Source organism: Neptuniibacter marinus (genome assembly GCF_965223595.1).
Lineage (GTDB): Bacteria > Pseudomonadota > Gammaproteobacteria > Pseudomonadales > Balneatricaceae > Neptuniibacter > Neptuniibacter marinus.
Map to the genome: position 1 here is coordinate 3,734,418 of NZ_OZ245004.1, position 19,319 is coordinate 3,753,736.

Here is a 19,319-nt window from a genome sequence, read left to right on the forward strand (position 1 = left end):
TTAAGGGGCAAATATAGCAATACGGACGGCACAAGCTATAAAATTAAATCAACTAATCCCCATGCAGAGATACTTAATCTCAACATAGTCATCGATACCATACTTAGAACCTTCACGGCCTAAACCTGATTCTTTAATACCACCAAATGGCGCGACTTCTGTAGAAATAATACCTTCGTTAATACCCACCATACCGTATTCCAGTGCTTCAGAGACGCGCCAAATACGTCCAATATCACGGGAATAGAAATACGCAGCCAGCCCAAATGGTGTGTCATTAGCCATCTGTACTACATCTTGTTCTTCAGTAAATGGGATCAAAGTCGCCACTGGGCCAAAAATCTCTTCCTGAGCAATACGCATATTATTATCAACGTTACTTAAGATCGTTGGACGATAGCCGTTTATTACGGTCGTAAAGCGTTCACCACCACTCAGCAATGTTGCGCCATTATCCAACGCATCATTAACTAGGCTTTCAACTTTATTCAACGCACGGTCATCAATAAGTGGGCCTATTGCAACACCTTCATCAAATCCATTACCTACCGCTAGCGCTTGTACCGCTGTCTTTAATTTCTCAGCAAAAGTGTCGTAAACCGCTTCATGAACAAAGATCCGATTAGTACAAACACAAGTCTGCCCCGCATTACGGAATTTTGAAGCAATCACTCCGCTAATCGCTGCATCTAAGTCAGCATCATCAAAGACAATAAAAGGTGCATTACCTCCCAACTCCAACGAAACCTTCTTAACATTGCTAGCGCACTGCTCCGCTAATAACTTACCTACAGGTGTAGAGCCGGTAAACGATAGCTTACGTACACGAGAGTCCGCACACAGTACTTTGCCCACTTCCGGTGCATTCGTGGATGTAACAACATTAAACACCCCTTTAGGGAATCCCGCTTCGAGTGCAAGCTGAGCAAGTGCCAGCGCTGACAAGGGTGTAAGCTCCGATGGTTTAATGACTACCGGACAGCCCGCCGCTAGGGCCGGAGCCACTTTACGAGTAATCATCGCTATAGGGAAGTTCCACGGCGTGATGGCTGCAGCAACACCAATCGGCTGCTTAAGTACTAGCAGACGCTTATCACGACCATGTGGCGGAATAATATCCCCATAGACACGCTTCGCTTCTTCGGCAAACCATTCAACAAACGATGCGCCATACAGCACTTCACCACGTGCTTCATTAACCGGTTTACCTTGCTCTGACGTCATCAAAACAGCAAGATCATCTTGCGCTTCAATAATCAGATCAAACCATCGACGTAGCAATGCGCTGCGCTCTTTACCGGTATAAGCACTCCAATCGGAACGAGCCGCTTCAGCAGCGGTAATCGCACGACGAGTATCATCAGCACCTAAGTCCGCGACTTCTGCAAGAACATCCCCTGTCGCTGGATTCTTAACGACAAAAACATCGCCGTTACTTGCATCACACCACTGCCCATCAATAAAGGATTGCTGTTGTAATAAAGTAGAATTATTTAATTGCATTTAAAGGCCTCATACGGCAATTTTCTGTAACTTTGAACCTAACACGAACAAAGTTACTGGCATTTAGTTGGCTCTATCAATATAAACATGAATAAGCTGTTTTTAAGACGAAGTTTTTACCCCCTCAAAAAAAGCACTCCAATTTCATATCAAAATGAGCTATCACCACGCCGCTTGATAGATAGCTGTTGCATCCTCAAGGCTAACTTCACGTGGATTATTGACTAATAAACGAGTCTGCTTCATGGCATCCCGGGCTAAAGTAGGTATTGCCGACTCTTCGATATCGTAATCACGTAGTTGCGGTAATATTCCTAGGGAGCGGTTTAACTTATCTAGCGCTTCGATGAATGCATTGCTTCGCTCTACAACATCAGCAATTTCTGCTAACTGAGGAAAAACCAACGGCGCTAACTCAGCATATTGCTCAGCACACTCAGACTGGTTAAAACGCATCACATGCGGTAACACTAGCGCATTGGTCAAACCATGAGGCAGATGATAGATACCACCCAATGGATAAGCCAATGCATGGACAGCAGCCACTGGGGAGTTAGCAAACGCTTGCCCAGCTAGCATTGATCCCAATAACATATTTGAGCGTACTTGAAGATCCGTACCATCATGAACCGCCGACTCAATGTTAGCACCTAAGAGCAGTAAGGCCTCTTTGGCGGAAGCATCAGAAATCAAATTATGGTTAGGACTTGCAGAGGTATAAGCTTCAATAGCATGCACCATCGCATCAACACCAGTTGTAGCAGTCACCATCGCCGGTAAGCCTAAGGTCAATTCAGCATCCAACAGAGCCAGATCAGGTAGTAATTGAGAGGAGACAACCCCTTTTTTCTCCCCTTCCCCAACCGTAATGATAGATACAGCAGTCACTTCAGAACCAGTACCAGCCGTCGTAGGGATCTGAATCAGTGGAAGGCGCTGACCTTTCACCATATTAACCCCATAAATATCAGCTAATGATTCTTCGCCTTTTGCGAGTAATGCAACAAGCTTAGCAACGTCCATCGAGGAACCACCACCTAAACCGATCACACCCTCAACACCGGCATCTACAGCTTGCTGAGTTGCGGCTAGTACAATCTGTTCCGCTGGATCCGCTAGAACCTGATCAAAAACTAAAGCTTCAACATCTGCAGCTTTAAGCGTGTCCAATATAGGTGCTAGCAAACCAGCATTAACAATTCCTTGGTCAGTAACCACCATCACCCGCTGACCTATAGTACGCAGGCAAATCTCACCCAGCTCTTTTGCTGCACCTGGTTTACAAATCAGTTGCTTAGGAAAATTAAAAACAAAATCAGTCATTACTCTTCTCCTACCTGCTTCTGTGCAGATACTGCGCCACGCTCTATAGTGTAAATTTTATCGACCAAATCAGCCGAGTGACTATAATCCGATTCAGACAGTAATACCGTTAGACCTTCATCTTTTAAGGTATGTAAAACACTCGCCAATCGACGGGATAACGCCGGCGCTACACCTTCAAAAGGCTCATCTAATAGTAATAAGTGGCTACCCGTCATCAACGCCCTAGCAAGAGCTACCAATTTTTGCTGGCCACCGGACAACTGCAGTGCTTTTCGGTCTGCAAATGCTTCTACTTCTGGCATCAACTCATAAACCCAAGCCAAACGCGCTTCAGCGCCTGGTAAAGTATTAGCCCAAGCAGGAATAAGAATATTTTCCTCTACCGTTAGCGTTGGCACGAGCTGTCGATCTTCAGGCATGTAGCCCACTTTCGCCTGCGATCTGAAATGAGGCGCTAACGTCGTCATATCTTGACCGTGGATCGTAATACCGCCCGACTCTGGCGCAAGCAAGCCCATTACGGTCCGCATCAGTGTCGTTTTACCTGCACCATTGCGGCCAATCAGACCCACAAGCACACCAGGCTCAATGGATAAATTAACGTCACGCAGTATTGGCGTACCGGCAATATTCGTGTTGATCGAGGACAGCTTAAGCATGTTCCACCTCTCGTTCGTAATCGATATCTAGGTGATGCCCAGTAACCAGTTCTTTTACCTTTTCATCACCCATAACTTCACTTACTGCGCCATCGGCTAATACTCGGCCGTCATAAAAAGCAATAAGGCGGGTTGAATAACGCGCAATCACTTCCATATCATGTTCAACGAACAACACAGCCGCCCCTGACTTACGTACAGCACGCATCACGGTGTCCATCAACTCAAACTTATCATCAATGGCCACACCTGAAGTCGGCTCATCAAGTAGCAAGATTTCAGGTTTACGCAACATCGCTAAAGCAATATCAAGTAACTTCCTAACACCCTGAGGCAAGGTCACAACCGTTTCAGCCATATAGCTGGTAATACCATACTCTTCCAATAGCTGTTCAGCCTGCTGAATATTGGCTTTTGTTGCTAAGGGACTCATCAACGGTAAAACCTTGTGCTTCATGATGCCGTAAGCGATCAAGACATTATCGAGTACCGTCAATTCAGGAAATAGTTGTGCAACCTGAAACGAACGGCAGATACCCGCACGCATCACTTGCCGAGGGTTTTTCCCAACGATGCTTTTTCCTTTAAACAATATTTCACCGCTACTAGGTGCAAGATAGCCAGTTACCATATTGATAAAGGTTGTTTTACCCGCGCCATTTGAGCCAATGACACCGACTATTTCACCCGCATTAATCGTGACATCGATATCTGCAGCTGCTGTAACAGCGCCAAAATTACGCGCTAATGAACGTGTTTCTAATAAAGCACTCATAATGGCTTACCTTTCGTTACGCGCTCGACCAGAGACCAAACACCTTTAGGTAGATAAAGAATGATGACCAGTAACGCTATACCTAAAATCATCTGCCATGTGTAAGGGGATATTTGGAATGCATAAGTTCGCAACAACTCAAATAGCACCGCGCCAATAACGGGACCCGCAGCATGACCAACGCCACCCATTAAGGCAATAAAGACAAACTCACCGGAAGTCGTCCAATACGCCATTTCAGGATCTATATGACCCGCTGCTAGCGCTGTAATACCACCACCAAGTCCAGCCATTGCAGCAGCTAACAGGTATTTCGTATAGATAATTCTACGCACTGAAGCACCTAGATATTCGACACGAATTTCATTCTCACGAACCGCCTCACCAGCATAACCCATTGGAGAACGAAGATAGCGCCACACAAAGATACCCACCCCAACAAGCGCAACTACGGCTAAACCGTAAGCGAGGAAGGGGCCGCTTTCACCTGTAGGCGTCCAACCGAATAACAATGGAGGCTTAACATTAAAGCCATCGGATGAACCAAAGGCAGAGCTTTTAACCAGCACACCATAAAGGATCATCGAGAAAGCCATAGAAAACATGGCGAAGAATATATCCCTGTAACGGCATAGCAGCAGCCCAATAACTGCCGCTAAAGCGACACAAACCACAACCGCAAGTAAGAGTAGGAGCAGTGCATTTTGGGTTTCAAAATAATCGCCCGCGATACCAACACAGTAAGCACCTAAGCAGTAATACAAACCTTGCCCGAAAGAGACAAGCCCCGCACGCATCAGTAGCAAGAGCCCCATCACAACAAGCCCTTTAGCGAATGCCAAGGTCAATAAAAAGGTCAACCATCCAGGCATAAAGAGGCCAGCCGCTAGTAACGCGATACCTGCCCCTACAATCATCGTCGTTGCATATTTCATGTTAAATTTTCCTCGCGGTAGCAATGGCAAAGAGACCCTGAGGACGGAACGCAAGTACTAAGCCCATCACACCATAAATAACAAACAACTCAGCATCAGGATAAAGATGTACCGCCGCAGAACGGGCCAGCCCAACAATTAAGGCACCCAGTAACGCGCCCCCTACACTGCCCAAGCCGCCAATTACCACAACAGCAAACGCCAAAATAATTACTTCAACACCTATGCCCGGCATGACAGAGATACCTGGAGCCGTCAATGCACCCGCCAAGGCACCTAAAACAGCGCCAATAACAAAGGTGACAGTAAACATACGTGTGACGTTAATACCGAGGAAAGCAGCAGTATCACGGTCATGAATAACCGCTTGTAATAACTTACCTTTGCGGGTTCTATTTAGGCCCCACCAAAGTACAAAACAGATCAGTGCTGATACAAAAATCAGCAATATGTCATAATTTGCAAACGACAAGCCCGCCAGCTTTGTTCGTCCTAAAAGGGTATATGGCTGATAAGCGAAATACGCATCAACGCCCCAGATCAGCTTAATAACATCTTCCAGTATTAATAAAATCGCATAGGTCACTAGAATCATGACCACTTCGTCACGACCGTACATCATCCTTAACAGACCGCGCTCGATCAGAAGTCCTACTACGGTTCCGCCGATGAGGGCAGCCCCTAGCAGCATAAAATAAGCTCCCCAAGGTGGATAACCACCCGCTAAATAAAACCCCACCAGCGAGGCACCGCCGTAGGCACCAATGGCATAAAAACTACCATGGGCCATATTAAGAATTCTCATCACACCGTAGATGAGAGTTAGGCCAGCTGCGATTACAAAAAGCCAGGAGGCGTAAATAACGCCATCCATCAACATCGCAATTACCAATTTCATGAGCAACGCTCCAGATTTACAAAAAAAAGGGCAAAAAAAAGACAAGCCAGCGTGACGCCAGCTTGTCGGATGCGCATTTAGTTACATTTAGCGCCAGGCATGCCTTTTTCAATCCACTCATTGGCAGGCATATTATCGGAAGGGTTAACACATTCAGCCGCATAGCGACGAACATCAGTTACAGCAGGTTTACCATCTTTAAGTGCATAACGGCCATAGACCATTTCCATGCTTGCCTGATGGCCTTTACCCATATTCATCGAAACCTTGCCGCCCGGACCTTCATATTCAAGGTACTCAAACGCGGACACAACATCTTCGGTTGTCGGCTGGCCAGAAACCTTAGCCGCTGCTTGCTCTGTCGCAAGTTTCAAACCAAGGATACCTTGCACCATTTTATAAGCTGGGTAGGTTGGCTGAGTGCCGAAACGTTTACTGTAAGCATCACGGAACCAACGGTTCAGCGCATTATCCGGTGCATAAATACCAAATGGACCACGGCCGCCTAAAATCGTGCCTTCAGGGATCTGATCAGACAAACGGTACATCGCACTTTCACCGGTTGTCAGCAGGGCTGTCTGATCTTCAAACAAACCACGTGCAGCACCCTGAAGTAGGAAGGCTTCCATATCACCGCCCCAGAAAGAGGAGTGAATAACATCAGCTGAGTTCACCATCAGTGCAGAGATCTCTGCACCATACTGGCCTGCGTATATTTTAGGGAACTGCTTAGTTGGAACATCTATATCAGCCTGTAGACCTTTTAATGAACCGTAGAAATCAGCCCAAGACTCATGCCCAAACGAGTAGTTCTGGTTAATACCAGATACCGCGTTTAAATTAGGGAAAATATCTTTGATATAGTAGGACGCAGCTACGCTATCCATCGTTGTTGTCGGACCCGTACGGAAAACGTATTTGAATGAGTTATCTTCAAATACACGCGGCGTACCACAGTCAAACAATACCGTTAAGGTTTTTAGCTCTTCTGCAACCGCAGGTACCGCTAGGCAATCCCCTGATGAGATATAACCCACAACCGCATCAACACCTTGACGCTCAACCAAGTTGCGATATTCTGAAGATTGCTTAGTTGCACCACCCGCTTCATCTACATAGATAGGTTTAATGGTACGACCATTAATCCCTTTAGCGTTATACGGCGCAGGTAAGGCCCCTTCATTCAACGTTTCTAATAAAAGGTTCGCAGCGTTCTGCGCTGGTACACCAAAAGGTCCGGCAGCACCGCCAGAAAGAAAAGTAACCAAACCTAATTTGTATTCATCAGCAGCCAGAACAGGCTGAGCAACGGCTGAGGCTACAAGTAACCCCACTAAAGCAGACTTTTTAGCAAATGGTATAAACATTATTTTTTCGCCTTTTCATTCTTATCGTTATGGTTGTGAATAAAATGAGCGGCTTATGCGCGCCCATTCACTGCACTACTCGACAGGATTGAGCAAGCCATGTGCCAAGAAAAAACAAAACACCTAACCATTTGTTTAAAAAGGAAATTTTATAAATAAAAAGGGAAATTTCGATCACAGCAACAAGCCAATGATCGCTACCCGCTCAATCATGAGCGCTTAAAAAAGACGCTACCGATCAAGCAAAGGCTAATTAAGGGAAGCCCAAAAAAACGGATAGAACACAAAGAAACGGGGGCAAGCCCCGCAAAAACTACTTAGGCTCAGCTTGCTCTGACAAACTAGGATGATAAATCATCCAATTTCCCAGCATCATGCGGGCGGGTAAGAATCGATGATCAGGTATAGTTTCACCTATGGCTATGACCTGCTGCAATTGGTGATTAAGTGGATTCATAAATGAAACAAAACCATCAGGATCTTCCGGCAACTTAAGCCGCAAAGAACTAAAAGCCTTCCTTACATCTTCATCACTTGCCTCAGGTCCCGCTAAACGAAGCGCTTCAGAGATAGCTAAAATACCGGAATATGCTCCCTCTGCAGCGTAAGAGGGATAACGCCCTGTTAACTCATGGAAACGCTCAACAAACCATCTGTTGTAATCTGTTTCCGGCCAGTTATTATGATGCCTCGACGATAAAATAAGCCCTGCAGGCATATCCTCCCCTAAGGCTGCTAGCACTTCATAATTACCACCCGTATCAAAATTAGCAAAACGAGCATGCTTAAACAGTGTTGTTTGATTCGCCTGCTGAATGAATGCAACCAGATCTCCACCCCAAAGGGCATTGACGACTAAATCAACTTTCTTATCAACAAGTGCTCTGAGGTAAGAGGAATAATCAGGCTCATAGAGCTTAGGCCAAAGAACAGTTTCAACTTGATAATTAACACCTTCATAATCAAGCCGATCTCGTAAGTCTCTCCATGCCTGATAGCCATAGTCATAGTCCGGACCTATATAGGCAAGACGTAAGGGCTTAGCACGCGCATCCTTATTAAATTTTTCCTTAATATAGAGTGCCGCAGCCTGCATCGATTGCTGAGCATTATTGCTGACACGAAAATAGTAATCCCGTGCCTTTCCACTTGTTAACTTTGAGGACGCATGGTCAGTCCCAATAAAGAAGATTTTTTCCTCTTCAGCCACTTCCGCCACTTGTAAAGCTATGGAAGAATTCACGACACCACAAATAAAACGCACACCATCTTTCCGAACGAAATCCCGCACCTGACGCGCAGCCTTTGATGCTTTAGAACTACTATCTGCTACCAACACGCGAATAGGTGGATAAGATATAGAGGGCTGTTGTAAACGCTCAAACGCGAGCTTAATACCTACAACGCTATCTTGCCCATAAATACCTCCTCGCCCCCCCATAGGAAAGAGACAACCTACGCTAGCTTGAGCATCAGCCTTCGATGCACCCAATACCAACTCCCCAGCTTCGACTCGGCTAATGAGTAACAAACAAACACAGATAAGCCTGAGCATCATGCCCCATTCTCCAGATTTAAGCGCTGTATTCTTCGCTTGAGTGCATGACGAGAGATACCTAATTTCTCTGCTGCTAATCCTTTTCTCCAATCGGACTCTTTAAGTGCATCTAAAATCAACTGCCGTTCATGATCCTCAACAGCCTCACGATAATCATCTTTAACCACTGGCGCTATATGTGAACCTTCATCAAACTCTGCCGGAAGCATCTTGACCGTAATACGCTGGCCAGAATAGAGGATGGTTAATCGCTCCATCAAATTTTTTAACTCTCGAATATTACCCGGCCAATCATACTTCTCAAGCACACCAAGAACCTCGTCATCAAGCTCAATCGGATCGCAATGCTCCTGACGCGCAAACAACTCACTAAAGTGGGTGACCAATAAAGTCACATCTCGGTCCCGCTCAGACAACCCCGGAATATCTACAGGTAATACATTTAAACGATAAAAGAGATCGGCTCTAAAAGTACCGGCCTCGACATTCGCTTTTAAATTACAGTTAGTAGCAGCCACTACAAATACATTCGCCTGCCGTTCACGGCCAGCACCAACGGGACGATAATTACGATTTTCTAAGAAACTCAGTAATTTGGCTTGCAGATGAAGAGGAATTTCACCAATTTCATCTAAAAATAACGTACCGCCGTCCGCTAGATCAATCAAACCTGCGCGACGCTGATTCGCTCCCGTATAAGCGCCCCGCTCCGCACCAAACAACTCAGCCTCAATCAATTGTTCCGGCAGTGCTGCACAGTTCACTTCAATAAAGGGTGCATCAGTAAAGCGAACATCATGTAACGCGCGCGCCACTAGCGCCTTACCTGTACCAGAAGGCCCTGTTATCAACACCGTTTTCCCCGAACTTTGCCCTACACGCTCAATCGCATCGCGCAAGGCGGTCATCTCTCTACTACTACCCACTAGAGGACCCGTTTCTGTACTTTTTTCTCTTAAAAAACGGATCTCTCGCAGCATACGAATACGCTCAGTGCTACGACGAATGAGTAAGATCAACTCCTCAATATCAAACGGTTTAGTTATATAATCTATAGCCCCCTCTTTGACCGCCTTAACAGCCGAGCGTGTATCCCCATGGGCTGAAATCATAATGACAGGAAGATCAGGGTTCTGTGCTCTCAGTTGTACGAGCACTTTTATACCCGATATATCCGGTAAGCCTAAATCTAATAGCACAACATCAGGGTTTAATATTTTAGCTTGCTCTATCCCTTCGTTACCGGTGTAAGCTCCACTGACAAGCATCCCCTCATCACGGAGGGAAAAACTGATACTACGAACTAAATTACGTTCATCATCAATAACTAGAACTGATATTGCCTTATTCATAACTACTCCTGAGCCTCTGCAACAGGTAAAAACACGGTAACCGTTGTGCCTTCACCCTTGGTACTCTCAATGCTCATTCGCCCGCCATTACTTTTAATCAGCGTATTACAAATCGCTAACCCTAACCCTGTACCGGCAGATTTCGTTGTATAGAAAGGCTCCATAATATGAGCCAAAATATCTTCTGGCATTCCTTGCCCATTATCTCGGACAGATAACGCAATTTCTGCACCCTTTTGACATCCATCCAGTGCGATCAAATCACCTTGAACAGACATCGCCTCGAGCGCATTCAATAACAGATTCATTAATACTTGCCGAACATGCCCTTCATCAGCTATCAAAAACATAGATGGAGGACACTGCATGCGTAACTCTATATTTTGATTGCGAGCAGATGCTCCAACCAATGCAACAACACTACTAAGTAGCTCCTTCGCATCAATTCGGCTTGCTAAAGGGTCCCGAGGTCGAGCAAAGTTAAGTAGATTTTCAAGCACATCGTTCACACGATCGATCTCTTCCTCTACGAGGCTCATCATCTCTTTATTTTCTGGATTTTTTTCTCGTCGAGAGAGCGCTGCTACAGTTGTGCGGATAGTCGTTAAGGGGTTGCGTATATCATGCGCTAGGCCTGCCGCTAGCTGGCCCAAAGTCGCCTGTCGCTCTATAGCTAAAGTAGACCGAATGAATTTTTTCAATTGAAGTCTCATTCGCTCAATCGACTGGGTGAGGCGCAGCATCTCCATCCCTTGAACATGGGCAACTGGCGCCTCCAAATTACCAAGGGCCACCTGCTCAACACTATCAATCAGACTTTCAACTTGTCGATTTAAACGCCGTGAGATGCTCATATGCAACCAAAATAACCCAGCTACGGTGAATATCATCAGAATAATTAGCCAATAACGCATCCTTTCAACCGGCGACATGACCAACTCTCGATCTTGTATTACCTGTAACGACCATCCCGGTAGCAAACTAAATTTTTGCACTGAATTTTCAGTAACGTTTACCGGCTGACCAACCACATCGTAGGTATTGCCATCCCCAGCCTTTAGCAAAACCCGAAACGTGCTTCCCTGATCTAAGCCACGCAATATCTCTGTAAATGAATTAAATCGAAGAACCAGACCAATACTACCCCTTTGATCTGTATTAACATCCAACTGCTGCGAAGCCCGTAAAACAACTCCCGAAGGGCGCTCCATAGAGTATGCTGACGGGCCGATCAGTTCTGCACCTTCAAACTCATAAATATTATTCTTAGAAATTAAACCTATTTCCCGCTTATCTGGAAAGCTCCATGCAACCTCACCTCTTTCATCGAAAAATACAACCCCATAGACACTTCTCGCATCCACTTGTAACCGCAAGAAACTCTCAAGCTCTGAGGAGATATTCTGTCGCCCCTCAGGAACAAAATATTCAGGGCTATCAAATTGATCCGTCAACGCCTGAATCTCAAACTTACGTTCACGAATAAAAACACGAAACTCATTTTGAGTAGCAGCGACCCTTGTCGCCAGTTGCTCTTCCGTTAAGCGGGTGACTAACTGAGAGAAGTAGGAATCGTACAGGCTCGCAAATCCAATCAAAGGGATTAGCGCAACGAGAAGAGATAACCATAGATATTTCGATGTAAGGCGATTTTTTGAAACTCCATGCGGCAATATATCAACTTCAACCACCGCTTCACTTTCTTGTGATCTTATATGCCGAACTACTAAATGATCACTGTTCAAAGAAATATCCTATTATTGGACAATATTATTTTTATTAATCAAGTATAAGCAAGAATAGCACCACGCCACAAACAGAAAGGAACAGGCTTATAATAGTAACTCACTCAGACTTAATGAGCGAAAACCGATCACAAAGACAGCCTTGAGCGATCGGAAACCGCTCAAGACTGCCTAACAATACTTACAACGCAAAAAAAACAAAAAGCCCGCAAATGCGGGCTTAAGGAAGTTCACTCTATGTGAAACGTTACAAATTTCACTAATAGACTGCTAGAACGGAATATCATCATCAAAGTCATCAAACCCAGGAGCAGGTTGAGGTGCTGGTGCTGACTGCTGGGGCGCCGCAGGACGCTGAGCAGGTTTAGACTGCTGAGGCGCATACTGAGGCTGAGATGCAGGCTGTTGAGGTGCTGGTGCAGACTGCTGGGGCGCATAACCACCTGCTTGCGGCTGCTGCTGATAGCCACCGCCATCCCCTGCACCACGACTATCAAGCAGCTGCATTTCGCTGGCGACGATCTCAGTCGTGTAACGATCAGCACCACTTTGGTCCTGCCATTTACGCGTTCGCAAAGCACCTTCGACATAAACTTTACCGCCTTTGCGCATGTACTCGCCGGCGATTTCAGCTAATCGGTTAAAAAAGACAACACGGTGCCACTCTGTACGCTCTTGCTGCTGACCTGTCTGCTTATCTTTCCATGATTCAGACGTTGCAATTGTTACGTTAGTTACAGCATTACCGTTAGGCATATAACGTACTTCTGGATCCCCGCCCAGATTACCGACCAAAATTACTTTGTTAACACCACGTGCCATTTTTCTCTCCAAAATCTTTGTTCGCGTCAGATGCTAAAAGCTACGCATATAACAGCAAAGCTTACCACGCGATCAGTTGAACTCCCATAGCAAACAGTAATCATAATTTATCTATCTGTATAGAAATAAAGATAGAGCTTCAGGCAACCGTAAAAGTCTTTATAATGGTATGTTTGCTCGACCTTAGGTATACACTAAGCGAGTCAATATTGAGTAAGATTTAGCTAAATAGCTCACAGTAACAAGTGGTTTGCACCGTTACTGATTCACTGAACAAAAACAGGCGTAAACATGGATAAGATTCTGGTCCAAGGTGCTCGCACCCATAACCTGAAAAACATTGATATTGAAATACCACGCGATAAGTTAATCGTGATCACTGGCCTTTCAGGTTCCGGAAAGTCTTCTCTTGCTTTCGACACTCTATATGCAGAGGGACAGCGCCGATATGTAGAGTCACTATCAACGTATGCGCGCCAATTTCTATCAATGATGGAAAAGCCTGATGTTGATCATATAGAAGGGCTATCACCCGCCATCTCTATCGAGCAGAAATCAACTTCCCACAACCCACGCTCAACAGTAGGTACTATTACAGAGATCTACGATTATCTACGTCTACTCTTTGCCCGAGCGGGTGAACCACGCTGCCCCGATCACAATCTTCCTTTGGCAGCCCAAACAATTAGCCAAATGGTTGACCAAGTTCTTGAAAAAGAAGAAGGCACTAAGCTTATGCTTCTAGCGCCCGTAGTTCAGGGCAGAAAAGGTGAACAGCTCCACACGATTAGCAACCTACGCGCAGAAGGTTTTATCCGTGCCCGCATCGATGGCATAGTCGTAGATTTAGATTCAGCGCCCGAATTAGATAAAAATAAAAAGCACGACATTGAAGTCGTTATAGACCGTTTTAAAGTACGCCCAGATCTGCAAACTCGTTTAGCAGAATCTTTTGAAACCGCTCTCAATTTAACTGACGGCATTGCAAAAGTAGCTAACATGGAAGACGAGACAGATGAACTGATCTTCTCAGCTCGTTTCGCATGCCCCACCTGCGGACACAGTATCCAGGAGCTAGAACCCCGTTTATTCTCTTTTAACAATCCTCACGGTGCTTGCCCAAGTTGTGATGGTTTAGGCGTAAAGCAATATTTTGATAAAAGCAAAGTAGTGCATGATGCCAGCTTAACGCTATCAGAAGGTGCTATTAGAGGCTGGGATAGAAGAAGCCTTTATTACTTTCAACAGCTTAAAGCCGTAGCAGAGCAGTATGGTTTTGATATGGACACACCGTTCAATAAATTAAAACCAGCGCACCAAGACCTGATTCTTGAAGGAACAGGTAAAGAGACGGTCACATTTAAATATCTGAATGACCGTGGCGATATTATTAATAAAGCGCACCCTTTTGAAGGCGTCCTCAATAATCTACAGCGCCGATACAAAGAAACAGAGTCAGATACCGTTCGTGAAGACCTTGCTAAATATCTAAATATGCAACCTTGCTCCTCCTGTGATGGCAGTCGTTTACGCAGAGATGCTCGCCACGTTTTTATTGATGAACATACATTACCGCAGATAGTCAAAAAACCTATCGGCGACAGTTTAGATTATTTCAATCAACTAGAATTAGTTGGAAAACAGGGCGAGATAGCAGACAAGATACTTAAAGAGATTCGAGAGCGTCTAAGTTTCTTGGTTAACGTAGGTCTTGAATACCTCTCTTTAGATCGTAATGCAGACACTCTTTCTGGCGGCGAAGCACAACGTATCCGATTGGCCAGTCAAATTGGCGCAGGACTCGTTGGGGTTATGTATATTCTAGATGAACCCTCTATAGGTCTTCATCAGCGTGATAATGAGCGCTTACTTAAAACTCTGATTCACCTTAGAGATCTTGGAAACACCGTTATTGTGGTCGAACATGACGAGGATGCAATTAGACTAGCAGATTATGTAATTGATGTAGGTCCCGGTGCGGGCGTACATGGCGGTGAGATTATCGCACAAGGATTGCCAGACGAAGTGATGAACAATCCAAATTCAATTACAGGCCAATACCTCAGCGGTGTCAAAAAAATAGCGATCCCCGAAAAACGGGGAACCTACAATCCTGATAAAGTACTTGAACTTGAAGGAGCAACAGGGAATAACTTAAATGAAGTGAATTTAACTATTCCTGTAGGCTTACTCACTTGTATTACGGGCGTATCCGGTTCCGGAAAGTCGACTCTGATCAACAACACTTTATACCCAATTGCTGCAACCGAGCTAAACCGTGCAACAACACTTGATCCTGCCCCTCATAAGGCGATCAAAGGTCTGCAGCACTTTGATAAAGTAATCGATATTGATCAGAGCCCTATTGGTCGTACACCAAGATCAAATCCAGCAACATATACCGGCATATTTACACCCGTACGCGAACTCTTTGCCGGCACACAAGAAGCCCGCTCTCGCGGTTATAAACCAGGAAGGTTTAGTTTCAATGTTAAAGGCGGCCGTTGTGAAGCTTGCCAAGGTGACGGTGTTATTAAGGTTGAGATGCACTTCCTTCCGGATATCTATGTCCCTTGTGATGTATGTAAAGGTAAACGCTATAACCGTGAAACCCTCGAAGTAAAATACAAAGGGAAAAATATACATGAAGTGCTCGACCTTACCGTTGAAGATGCACGTGTATTTTTTGACGCAATTCCAGCCCTAGCTCGTCGCTTACAAACCTTGATCGATGTAGGTCTCTCTTATATCCGATTGGGGCAAGCAGCTACCACACTATCAGGTGGCGAAGCCCAACGTATCAAATTAGCTAAAGAGCTATCAAAACGTGATACAGGCCAGACGCTCTATATACTCGACGAACCAACTACAGGGCTTCACTTTTATGATATCCAACAACTTCTCAATGTGCTCAACCGCTTACGGGATCACGGCAATACCATTGTCGTTATTGAACATAACCTTGATGTCATAAAAACGGCTGACTGGATAGTAGATTTAGGCCCAGAAGGCGGGATAAAAGGAGGTTACATCATCGCAGAGGGCATCCCAGAAGATGTAGCCAAAAACAAAAATTCCTATACCGGACACTTTTTGAAAGCGATGCTTAAATAGAAGAGGATTTGATAAGCGCCTGCGGGCGCCTTGAATATTTGAATAAAGGCACCTATTTTTAAAATAGTATAGGTAATAAAAAACCCGGCAAAAGCCGGGTTTTTTTGATCAAGAAAACTTAACCTTCTGACGCATCTTCAGCTACAGCTTCAGGGCGGTCAACTAATTCAACATAAGCCATTGGCGCATTGTCACCTGGACGGAAGCCACATTTAAGAATGCGAACATACCCACCAGGACGACCGTTATAACGCGGGCCTAATTCATTGAATAGTTTACCAACAGCAACTTTGCTGCCAGTACGTGCGAATGCCAAACGGCGGTTCGCAACAGTGTCGTTTTTAGCTAGAGTAATCAGTGGCTCAGCATAGCCGCGCAGTTCTTTCGCTTTAGGCAGAGTTGTACGAATCAACTCGTGCTCAAACAAAGAAACTGACATGTTTTTAAACATGGCTTTGCGGTGCGCACTGGTACGACCTAACTTACGACCAGATTTACGATGACGCATGATAAATACCTACCAAACTAGTCAGTTTTATCGCCGAATCAGGAAGCGACTTTATCGTCGTTCTTAAGGCTAGCCGGTGGCCAGTTCTCAAGACGCATACCAAGAGACAAGCCCTTTGATGCCAAAACGTCTTTAATTTCTGTCAGCGACTTCTTACCTAAATTCGGAGTCTTAAGCAGCTCAACTTCTGTGCGCTGAATCAGATCACCAATATAGTAAATCTGTTCTGCTTTCAGACAGTTGGCGGAACGTACAGTCAACTCCAGATCATCTACAGGGCGCAGAAGAATTGGATCAATTTCCGGTTCTTCTGGAACATCCTTAGCCTGATCAGCACCATCTTCAAGGTCAACAAATACAATCAATTGCTGCTGCAAGATAGTAGCTGCGCGACGGATAGCTTCTTCTGGGTCGATAGTACCGTTAGATTCGATGTCGATTACCAGTTTATCCAAGTCAGTACGCTGCTCTACACGTGCGCTTTCTACTACGTAAGAAACGCGACGCACAGGACTGAATGTAGCATCCAGCTGTAGACGACCGATTGCACGAGTCTCTTCTTCTTCAGAAACACGAGAGTCTGCTGGAACATAGCCACGGCCACGTCCAATAGTCAGCTGCATGTTAAGACTCGCACCTTCATTTAGGTGAGCAATCACATGGTCCGGATTAGCAATTTCAACATCCTGATTCAGTTGAATATCACCAGCAGTCACAGGACCTGCTTCAGATTTGCTCAGAGTCAGGGTAACTTCGTCGTTGTTGTGCAACAACACAGAAACCCCTTTAAGGTTCAGGAGGATTTCAATCACATCTTCCTGAACACCTTCAATTGTGCTGTACTCATGCAATACGCCTTCAATTTCTACTTCTGTTACGGCACAACCCGGCATAGAAGATAAAAGAATACGGCGTAATGCATTGCCCAGCGTATGGCCAAATCCACGCTCAAGTGGCTCAAGAGTCACCTTAGCACGCGTTTTGCTGATTTCTTGTACGTCGATATGACGTGGACTTAGAAACTCATTTACCGAACGCTGCATATTTCCACCAAATTAAAGTTAAAATTACTTCGAGTACAGCTCAACAATAAGCTGCTCGTTGATATCTGCAGATAGATCAGAACGCTCTGGAGTGGCTTTGTAAGTGCCTTCCATTTTAGCAGCGTCGACTTCGACCCATTCAATTGCTGTACGTTGGCCAGCTAATTCAAGTGCGTTTTTAATACGCAACTGAGCTTTAGCTTTTTCACGAACCGCAACAACATCACCTGCTTTAACTTGGTAGGATGCAATGTTCACAACCTGGCCATTAACAGTGATCGAACGGTGAGATACGATCTGACGAGCTTCAGCGCGAGTAGCACCAAATCCCATACGATATACAACGTTGTCCAAACGGCCTTCTAGCAGCTGCAGCAAGTTTTCACCTGTTGCACCACTACGACGAGCCGCTTCTTTATAATAACTACGGAACTGACGTTCCAGTACGCCGTACATACGACGAACTTTCTGTTTTTCACGTAACTGCAGGCCATAGTCGGATAACCGACCACGACGTGCGCCGTGAACACCAGGGACAGTCTCAGCTTTACACTTGCTGTCCAGTGCACGAACACCGCTCTTCAGGAAAAGGTCTGTACCTTCCCGGCGAGACAGTTTGCACTTAGGTCCAAGATAACGAGCCATATTACCGTCTCCAGGTTAAACGCGACGTTTCTTCGGAGGACGACAACCATTGTGTGGTATAGGCGTCACATCCGTTATATTTGCGATTTTGTAGCCACATGAGTTCAGTGCACGAACTGCAGATTCACGGCCGGGTCCAGGACCCTTCACAAATACGTCGAGGTTTTTCAGGCCATACTCAAGTGCAGCCTGTCCAGCGCGCTCAGCAGCAACCTGAGCAGCGAATGGGGTGCTCTTACGAGAACCGCGGAAGCCGGAGCCACCTGCAGTTGCCCAAGAAAGAGCATTACCCTGGCGATCAGTAATTGTAATGATCGTATTGTTGAAAGAAGCATGAATATGGGCGAACCCATCCGCAACCTGCTTCTTCACTTTTTTGCGTGTGCGATTACCTGGCTTTGCCATATTGGGAATTCCTATCGCTTACCACTTATTTACGGATCGGCTTACGCGGGCCTTTTCGAGTACGCGCGTTAGTCTTACTACGCTGACCGCGAACCGGAAGGTTACGACGGTGGCGAATACCGCGGAAACAACCAAGATCCATCAAACGTTTGATGCTCATGGATACTTCGCGACGCAGATCGCCTTCAACAGTCAACTTAGCAACTTCTCCACGAATGACGTCCAATTGTTCATCGGACAAATCAGCAATTTTAACAGTTGGTGTAATACCAGATGCTTCAAGAATGCTGGAGGCAGTCGTGCGGCCAATACCGTAAATGTAAGTCAGAGAAATTACCGCATGCTTATTGTCAGGAATGTTGACGCCAGCTATACGGGCCATTCTATTACTCCGTTAAAAAAAGGTATATGTAGTTATTTACATACACCAGTAAAATATATGTTCTGTTCGCAGAAGGCGCGAAATAATACACACTGAACAAAATTAAATCAAGTGTTTTGCGCCTTCTACGCCCAAATCAGCAATTAATCTAACGATTAACCCTGACGCTGTTTGTGACGCGGCTCTACTTTACAGATCACGCGAACTGAACCGTTACGACGAACGATTTTGCAGTTACGACAGATCTTCTTAACAGATGCACGTACTTTCATGATCTACTCC

At 45.4% G+C, this 19,319-nt stretch carries 18 protein-coding genes; 1 reads left to right on the plus strand and 17 read right to left on the minus strand.

The genetic code is table 11. The features are described from left to right. Positions 1 to 48: 48 nt before the first annotated feature. The 11 genes from ACOQOE_RS17705 to ssb form a co-directional block, all read right to left on the minus strand. Positions 49 to 1,503 (minus strand): NAD-dependent succinate-semialdehyde dehydrogenase, encoded by a 1,455-nt coding sequence (locus tag ACOQOE_RS17705; protein WP_420554601.1) that lies wholly within the window; start codon positions 1,501 to 1,503, stop codon positions 49 to 51. A 162-nt stretch (positions 1,504 to 1,665) separates the two neighbouring features. Beyond that, positions 1,666 to 2,826, minus strand: a complete 1,161-nt coding sequence (locus ACOQOE_RS17710; protein WP_067862808.1) for an iron-containing alcohol dehydrogenase — start codon at positions 2,824 to 2,826, stop codon at positions 1,666 to 1,668. Beyond that, positions 2,826 to 3,488 (minus strand): ATP-binding cassette domain-containing protein, encoded by a 663-nt coding sequence (locus ACOQOE_RS17715; RefSeq protein ID WP_420554602.1) that lies wholly within the window; start codon positions 3,486 to 3,488, stop codon positions 2,826 to 2,828. Before ACOQOE_RS17715 ends, ACOQOE_RS17710 begins: the two co-directional genes overlap by 1 nt. Next, positions 3,481 to 4,263 carry an ABC transporter ATP-binding protein gene (locus tag ACOQOE_RS17720; protein WP_420554603.1) on the minus strand — a complete coding sequence of 261 codons (783 nt, stop codon included), beginning with the start codon at positions 4,261 to 4,263 and terminating at the stop codon, positions 3,481 to 3,483. Before ACOQOE_RS17720 ends, ACOQOE_RS17715 begins: the two co-directional genes overlap by 8 nt. Then, positions 4,260 to 5,198 (minus strand): branched-chain amino acid ABC transporter permease, encoded by a 939-nt coding sequence (locus ACOQOE_RS17725; protein WP_420554604.1) that lies wholly within the window; start codon positions 5,196 to 5,198, stop codon positions 4,260 to 4,262. The genes ACOQOE_RS17720 and ACOQOE_RS17725 overlap by 4 nt, the downstream gene beginning before the upstream one ends. A 1-nt stretch (position 5,199) precedes the next feature. Then, complete coding sequence (locus ACOQOE_RS17730; protein ID WP_067862815.1) at positions 5,200 to 6,096, minus strand: branched-chain amino acid ABC transporter permease; 897 nt, start codon at positions 6,094 to 6,096, stop codon at positions 5,200 to 5,202. Positions 6,097 to 6,173: 77 nt separating this feature from the next. Beyond that, the gene (locus ACOQOE_RS17735) at positions 6,174 to 7,463 is read right to left on the minus strand and encodes an ABC transporter substrate-binding protein (protein WP_420554605.1); all 1,290 of its coding nucleotides are present in this window, start codon (positions 7,461 to 7,463) and stop codon (positions 6,174 to 6,176) included. 313 nt (positions 7,464 to 7,776) lie between these two features. Next, positions 7,777 to 9,021 carry an ABC transporter substrate-binding protein gene (locus ACOQOE_RS17740; protein WP_231867922.1) on the minus strand — a complete coding sequence of 415 codons (1,245 nt, stop codon included), beginning with the start codon at positions 9,019 to 9,021 and terminating at the stop codon, positions 7,777 to 7,779. Beyond that, positions 9,018 to 10,373: a sigma-54-dependent transcriptional regulator gene (locus ACOQOE_RS17745; protein WP_420554606.1), complete on the minus strand. Its 1,356-nt coding sequence runs from the start codon at positions 10,371 to 10,373 to the stop codon at positions 9,018 to 9,020. Before ACOQOE_RS17745 ends, ACOQOE_RS17740 begins: the two co-directional genes overlap by 4 nt. Before the next feature lie 2 nt (positions 10,374 to 10,375). After that, entirely contained in the window at positions 10,376 to 12,118 is a 1,743-nt protein-coding gene (locus ACOQOE_RS17750; RefSeq protein ID WP_420554607.1) for an ATP-binding protein, read from the minus strand. A gap of 270 nt (positions 12,119 to 12,388) precedes the next feature. Further along, positions 12,389 to 12,940, minus strand: coding sequence for a single-stranded DNA-binding protein (gene ssb, locus ACOQOE_RS17755; RefSeq protein WP_420554608.1), 552 nt, complete (start codon positions 12,938 to 12,940; stop codon positions 12,389 to 12,391). Between the two features lie 291 nt (positions 12,941 to 13,231). Here ssb and uvrA point away from each other — a divergent pair, with 291 nt between their 5' ends. After that, the gene (uvrA, locus tag ACOQOE_RS17760) at positions 13,232 to 16,054 is read left to right on the plus strand and encodes an excinuclease ABC subunit UvrA (protein WP_420554609.1); all 2,823 of its coding nucleotides are present in this window, start codon (positions 13,232 to 13,234) and stop codon (positions 16,052 to 16,054) included. 118 nt (positions 16,055 to 16,172) lie between these two features. Here uvrA and rplQ read toward each other — a convergent pair whose 3' ends face one another. The 6 genes from rplQ to rpmJ all read right to left on the minus strand — a co-directional run bounded on the left by rplQ (position 16,173) and on the right by rpmJ (position 19,309). Further along, positions 16,173 to 16,562: a 50S ribosomal protein L17 gene (rplQ, locus tag ACOQOE_RS17765; protein ID WP_067862829.1), complete on the minus strand. Its 390-nt coding sequence runs from the start codon at positions 16,560 to 16,562 to the stop codon at positions 16,173 to 16,175. A gap of 38 nt (positions 16,563 to 16,600) precedes the next feature. After that, positions 16,601 to 17,605 (minus strand): DNA-directed RNA polymerase subunit alpha, encoded by a 1,005-nt coding sequence (locus ACOQOE_RS17770; RefSeq protein ID WP_067862830.1) that lies wholly within the window; start codon positions 17,603 to 17,605, stop codon positions 16,601 to 16,603. Positions 17,606 to 17,629: 24 nt separating this feature from the next. Next, a complete protein-coding gene (rpsD, locus tag ACOQOE_RS17775; RefSeq protein ID WP_067862831.1) occupies positions 17,630 to 18,250 on the minus strand; it encodes a 30S ribosomal protein S4 in 621 nt (206 codons plus the stop codon). A 15-nt stretch (positions 18,251 to 18,265) separates the two neighbouring features. Beyond that, positions 18,266 to 18,655, minus strand: coding sequence for a 30S ribosomal protein S11 (rpsK, locus tag ACOQOE_RS17780; protein ID WP_067862832.1), 390 nt, complete (start codon positions 18,653 to 18,655; stop codon positions 18,266 to 18,268). A 25-nt stretch (positions 18,656 to 18,680) separates the two neighbouring features. After that, positions 18,681 to 19,037, minus strand: coding sequence for a 30S ribosomal protein S13 (rpsM, locus tag ACOQOE_RS17785; protein ID WP_067862833.1), 357 nt, complete (start codon positions 19,035 to 19,037; stop codon positions 18,681 to 18,683). Between the two features lie 155 nt (positions 19,038 to 19,192). After that, entirely contained in the window at positions 19,193 to 19,309 is a 117-nt protein-coding gene (rpmJ, locus tag ACOQOE_RS17790) for a 50S ribosomal protein L36 (protein WP_007021200.1), read from the minus strand. Positions 19,310 to 19,319 lie beyond the last annotated feature (10 nt).

Bases quoted from the DNA above. Each gene is read 5' to 3' on its own strand.
- rpmJ (WP_007021200.1), bottom strand. From the start codon at position 19,309: ATGAAAGTACGTGCATCTGTTAAGAAGATCTGTCGTAACTGCAAAATC.
- uvrA (WP_420554609.1), top strand. From the start codon at position 13,232: ATGGATAAGATTCTGGTCCAAGGTGCTCGCACCCATAACCTGAAAAAC.
- rplQ (WP_067862829.1), bottom strand. From the start codon at position 16,562: ATGCGTCATCGTAAATCTGGTCGTAAGTTAGGTCGTACCAGTGCGCAC.
- ACOQOE_RS17745 (WP_420554606.1), bottom strand. From the start codon at position 10,373: ATGAATAAGGCAATATCAGTTCTAGTTATTGATGATGAACGTAATTTA.
- ssb (WP_420554608.1), bottom strand. From the start codon at position 12,940: ATGGCACGTGGTGTTAACAAAGTAATTTTGGTCGGTAATCTGGGCGGG.
- ACOQOE_RS17710 (WP_067862808.1), bottom strand. From the start codon at position 2,826: ATGACTGATTTTGTTTTTAATTTTCCTAAGCAACTGATTTGTAAACCA.
- ACOQOE_RS17715 (WP_420554602.1), bottom strand. From the start codon at position 3,488: ATGCTTAAGCTGTCCTCGATCAACACGAATATTGCCGGTACGCCAATA.
- ACOQOE_RS17770 (WP_067862830.1), bottom strand. From the start codon at position 17,605: ATGCAGCGTTCGGTAAATGAGTTTCTAAGTCCACGTCATATCGACGTA.
- ACOQOE_RS17720 (WP_420554603.1), bottom strand. From the start codon at position 4,263: ATGAGTGCTTTATTAGAAACACGTTCATTAGCGCGTAATTTTGGCGCT.
- ACOQOE_RS17735 (WP_420554605.1), bottom strand. From the start codon at position 7,463: ATGTTTATACCATTTGCTAAAAAGTCTGCTTTAGTGGGGTTACTTGTA.
- ACOQOE_RS17730 (WP_067862815.1), bottom strand. From the start codon at position 6,096: ATGAAATTGGTAATTGCGATGTTGATGGATGGCGTTATTTACGCCTCC.
- rpsD (WP_067862831.1), bottom strand. From the start codon at position 18,250: ATGGCTCGTTATCTTGGACCTAAGTGCAAACTGTCTCGCCGGGAAGGT.
- ACOQOE_RS17705 (WP_420554601.1), bottom strand. From the start codon at position 1,503: ATGCAATTAAATAATTCTACTTTATTACAACAGCAATCCTTTATTGAT.
- ACOQOE_RS17725 (WP_420554604.1), bottom strand. From the start codon at position 5,198: ATGAAATATGCAACGACGATGATTGTAGGGGCAGGTATCGCGTTACTA.
- rpsK (WP_067862832.1), bottom strand. From the start codon at position 18,655: ATGGCAAAGCCAGGTAATCGCACACGCAAAAAAGTGAAGAAGCAGGTT.
- ACOQOE_RS17740 (WP_231867922.1), bottom strand. From the start codon at position 9,021: ATGATGCTCAGGCTTATCTGTGTTTGTTTGTTACTCATTAGCCGAGTC.
- rpsM (WP_067862833.1), bottom strand. From the start codon at position 19,037: ATGGCCCGTATAGCTGGCGTCAACATTCCTGACAATAAGCATGCGGTA.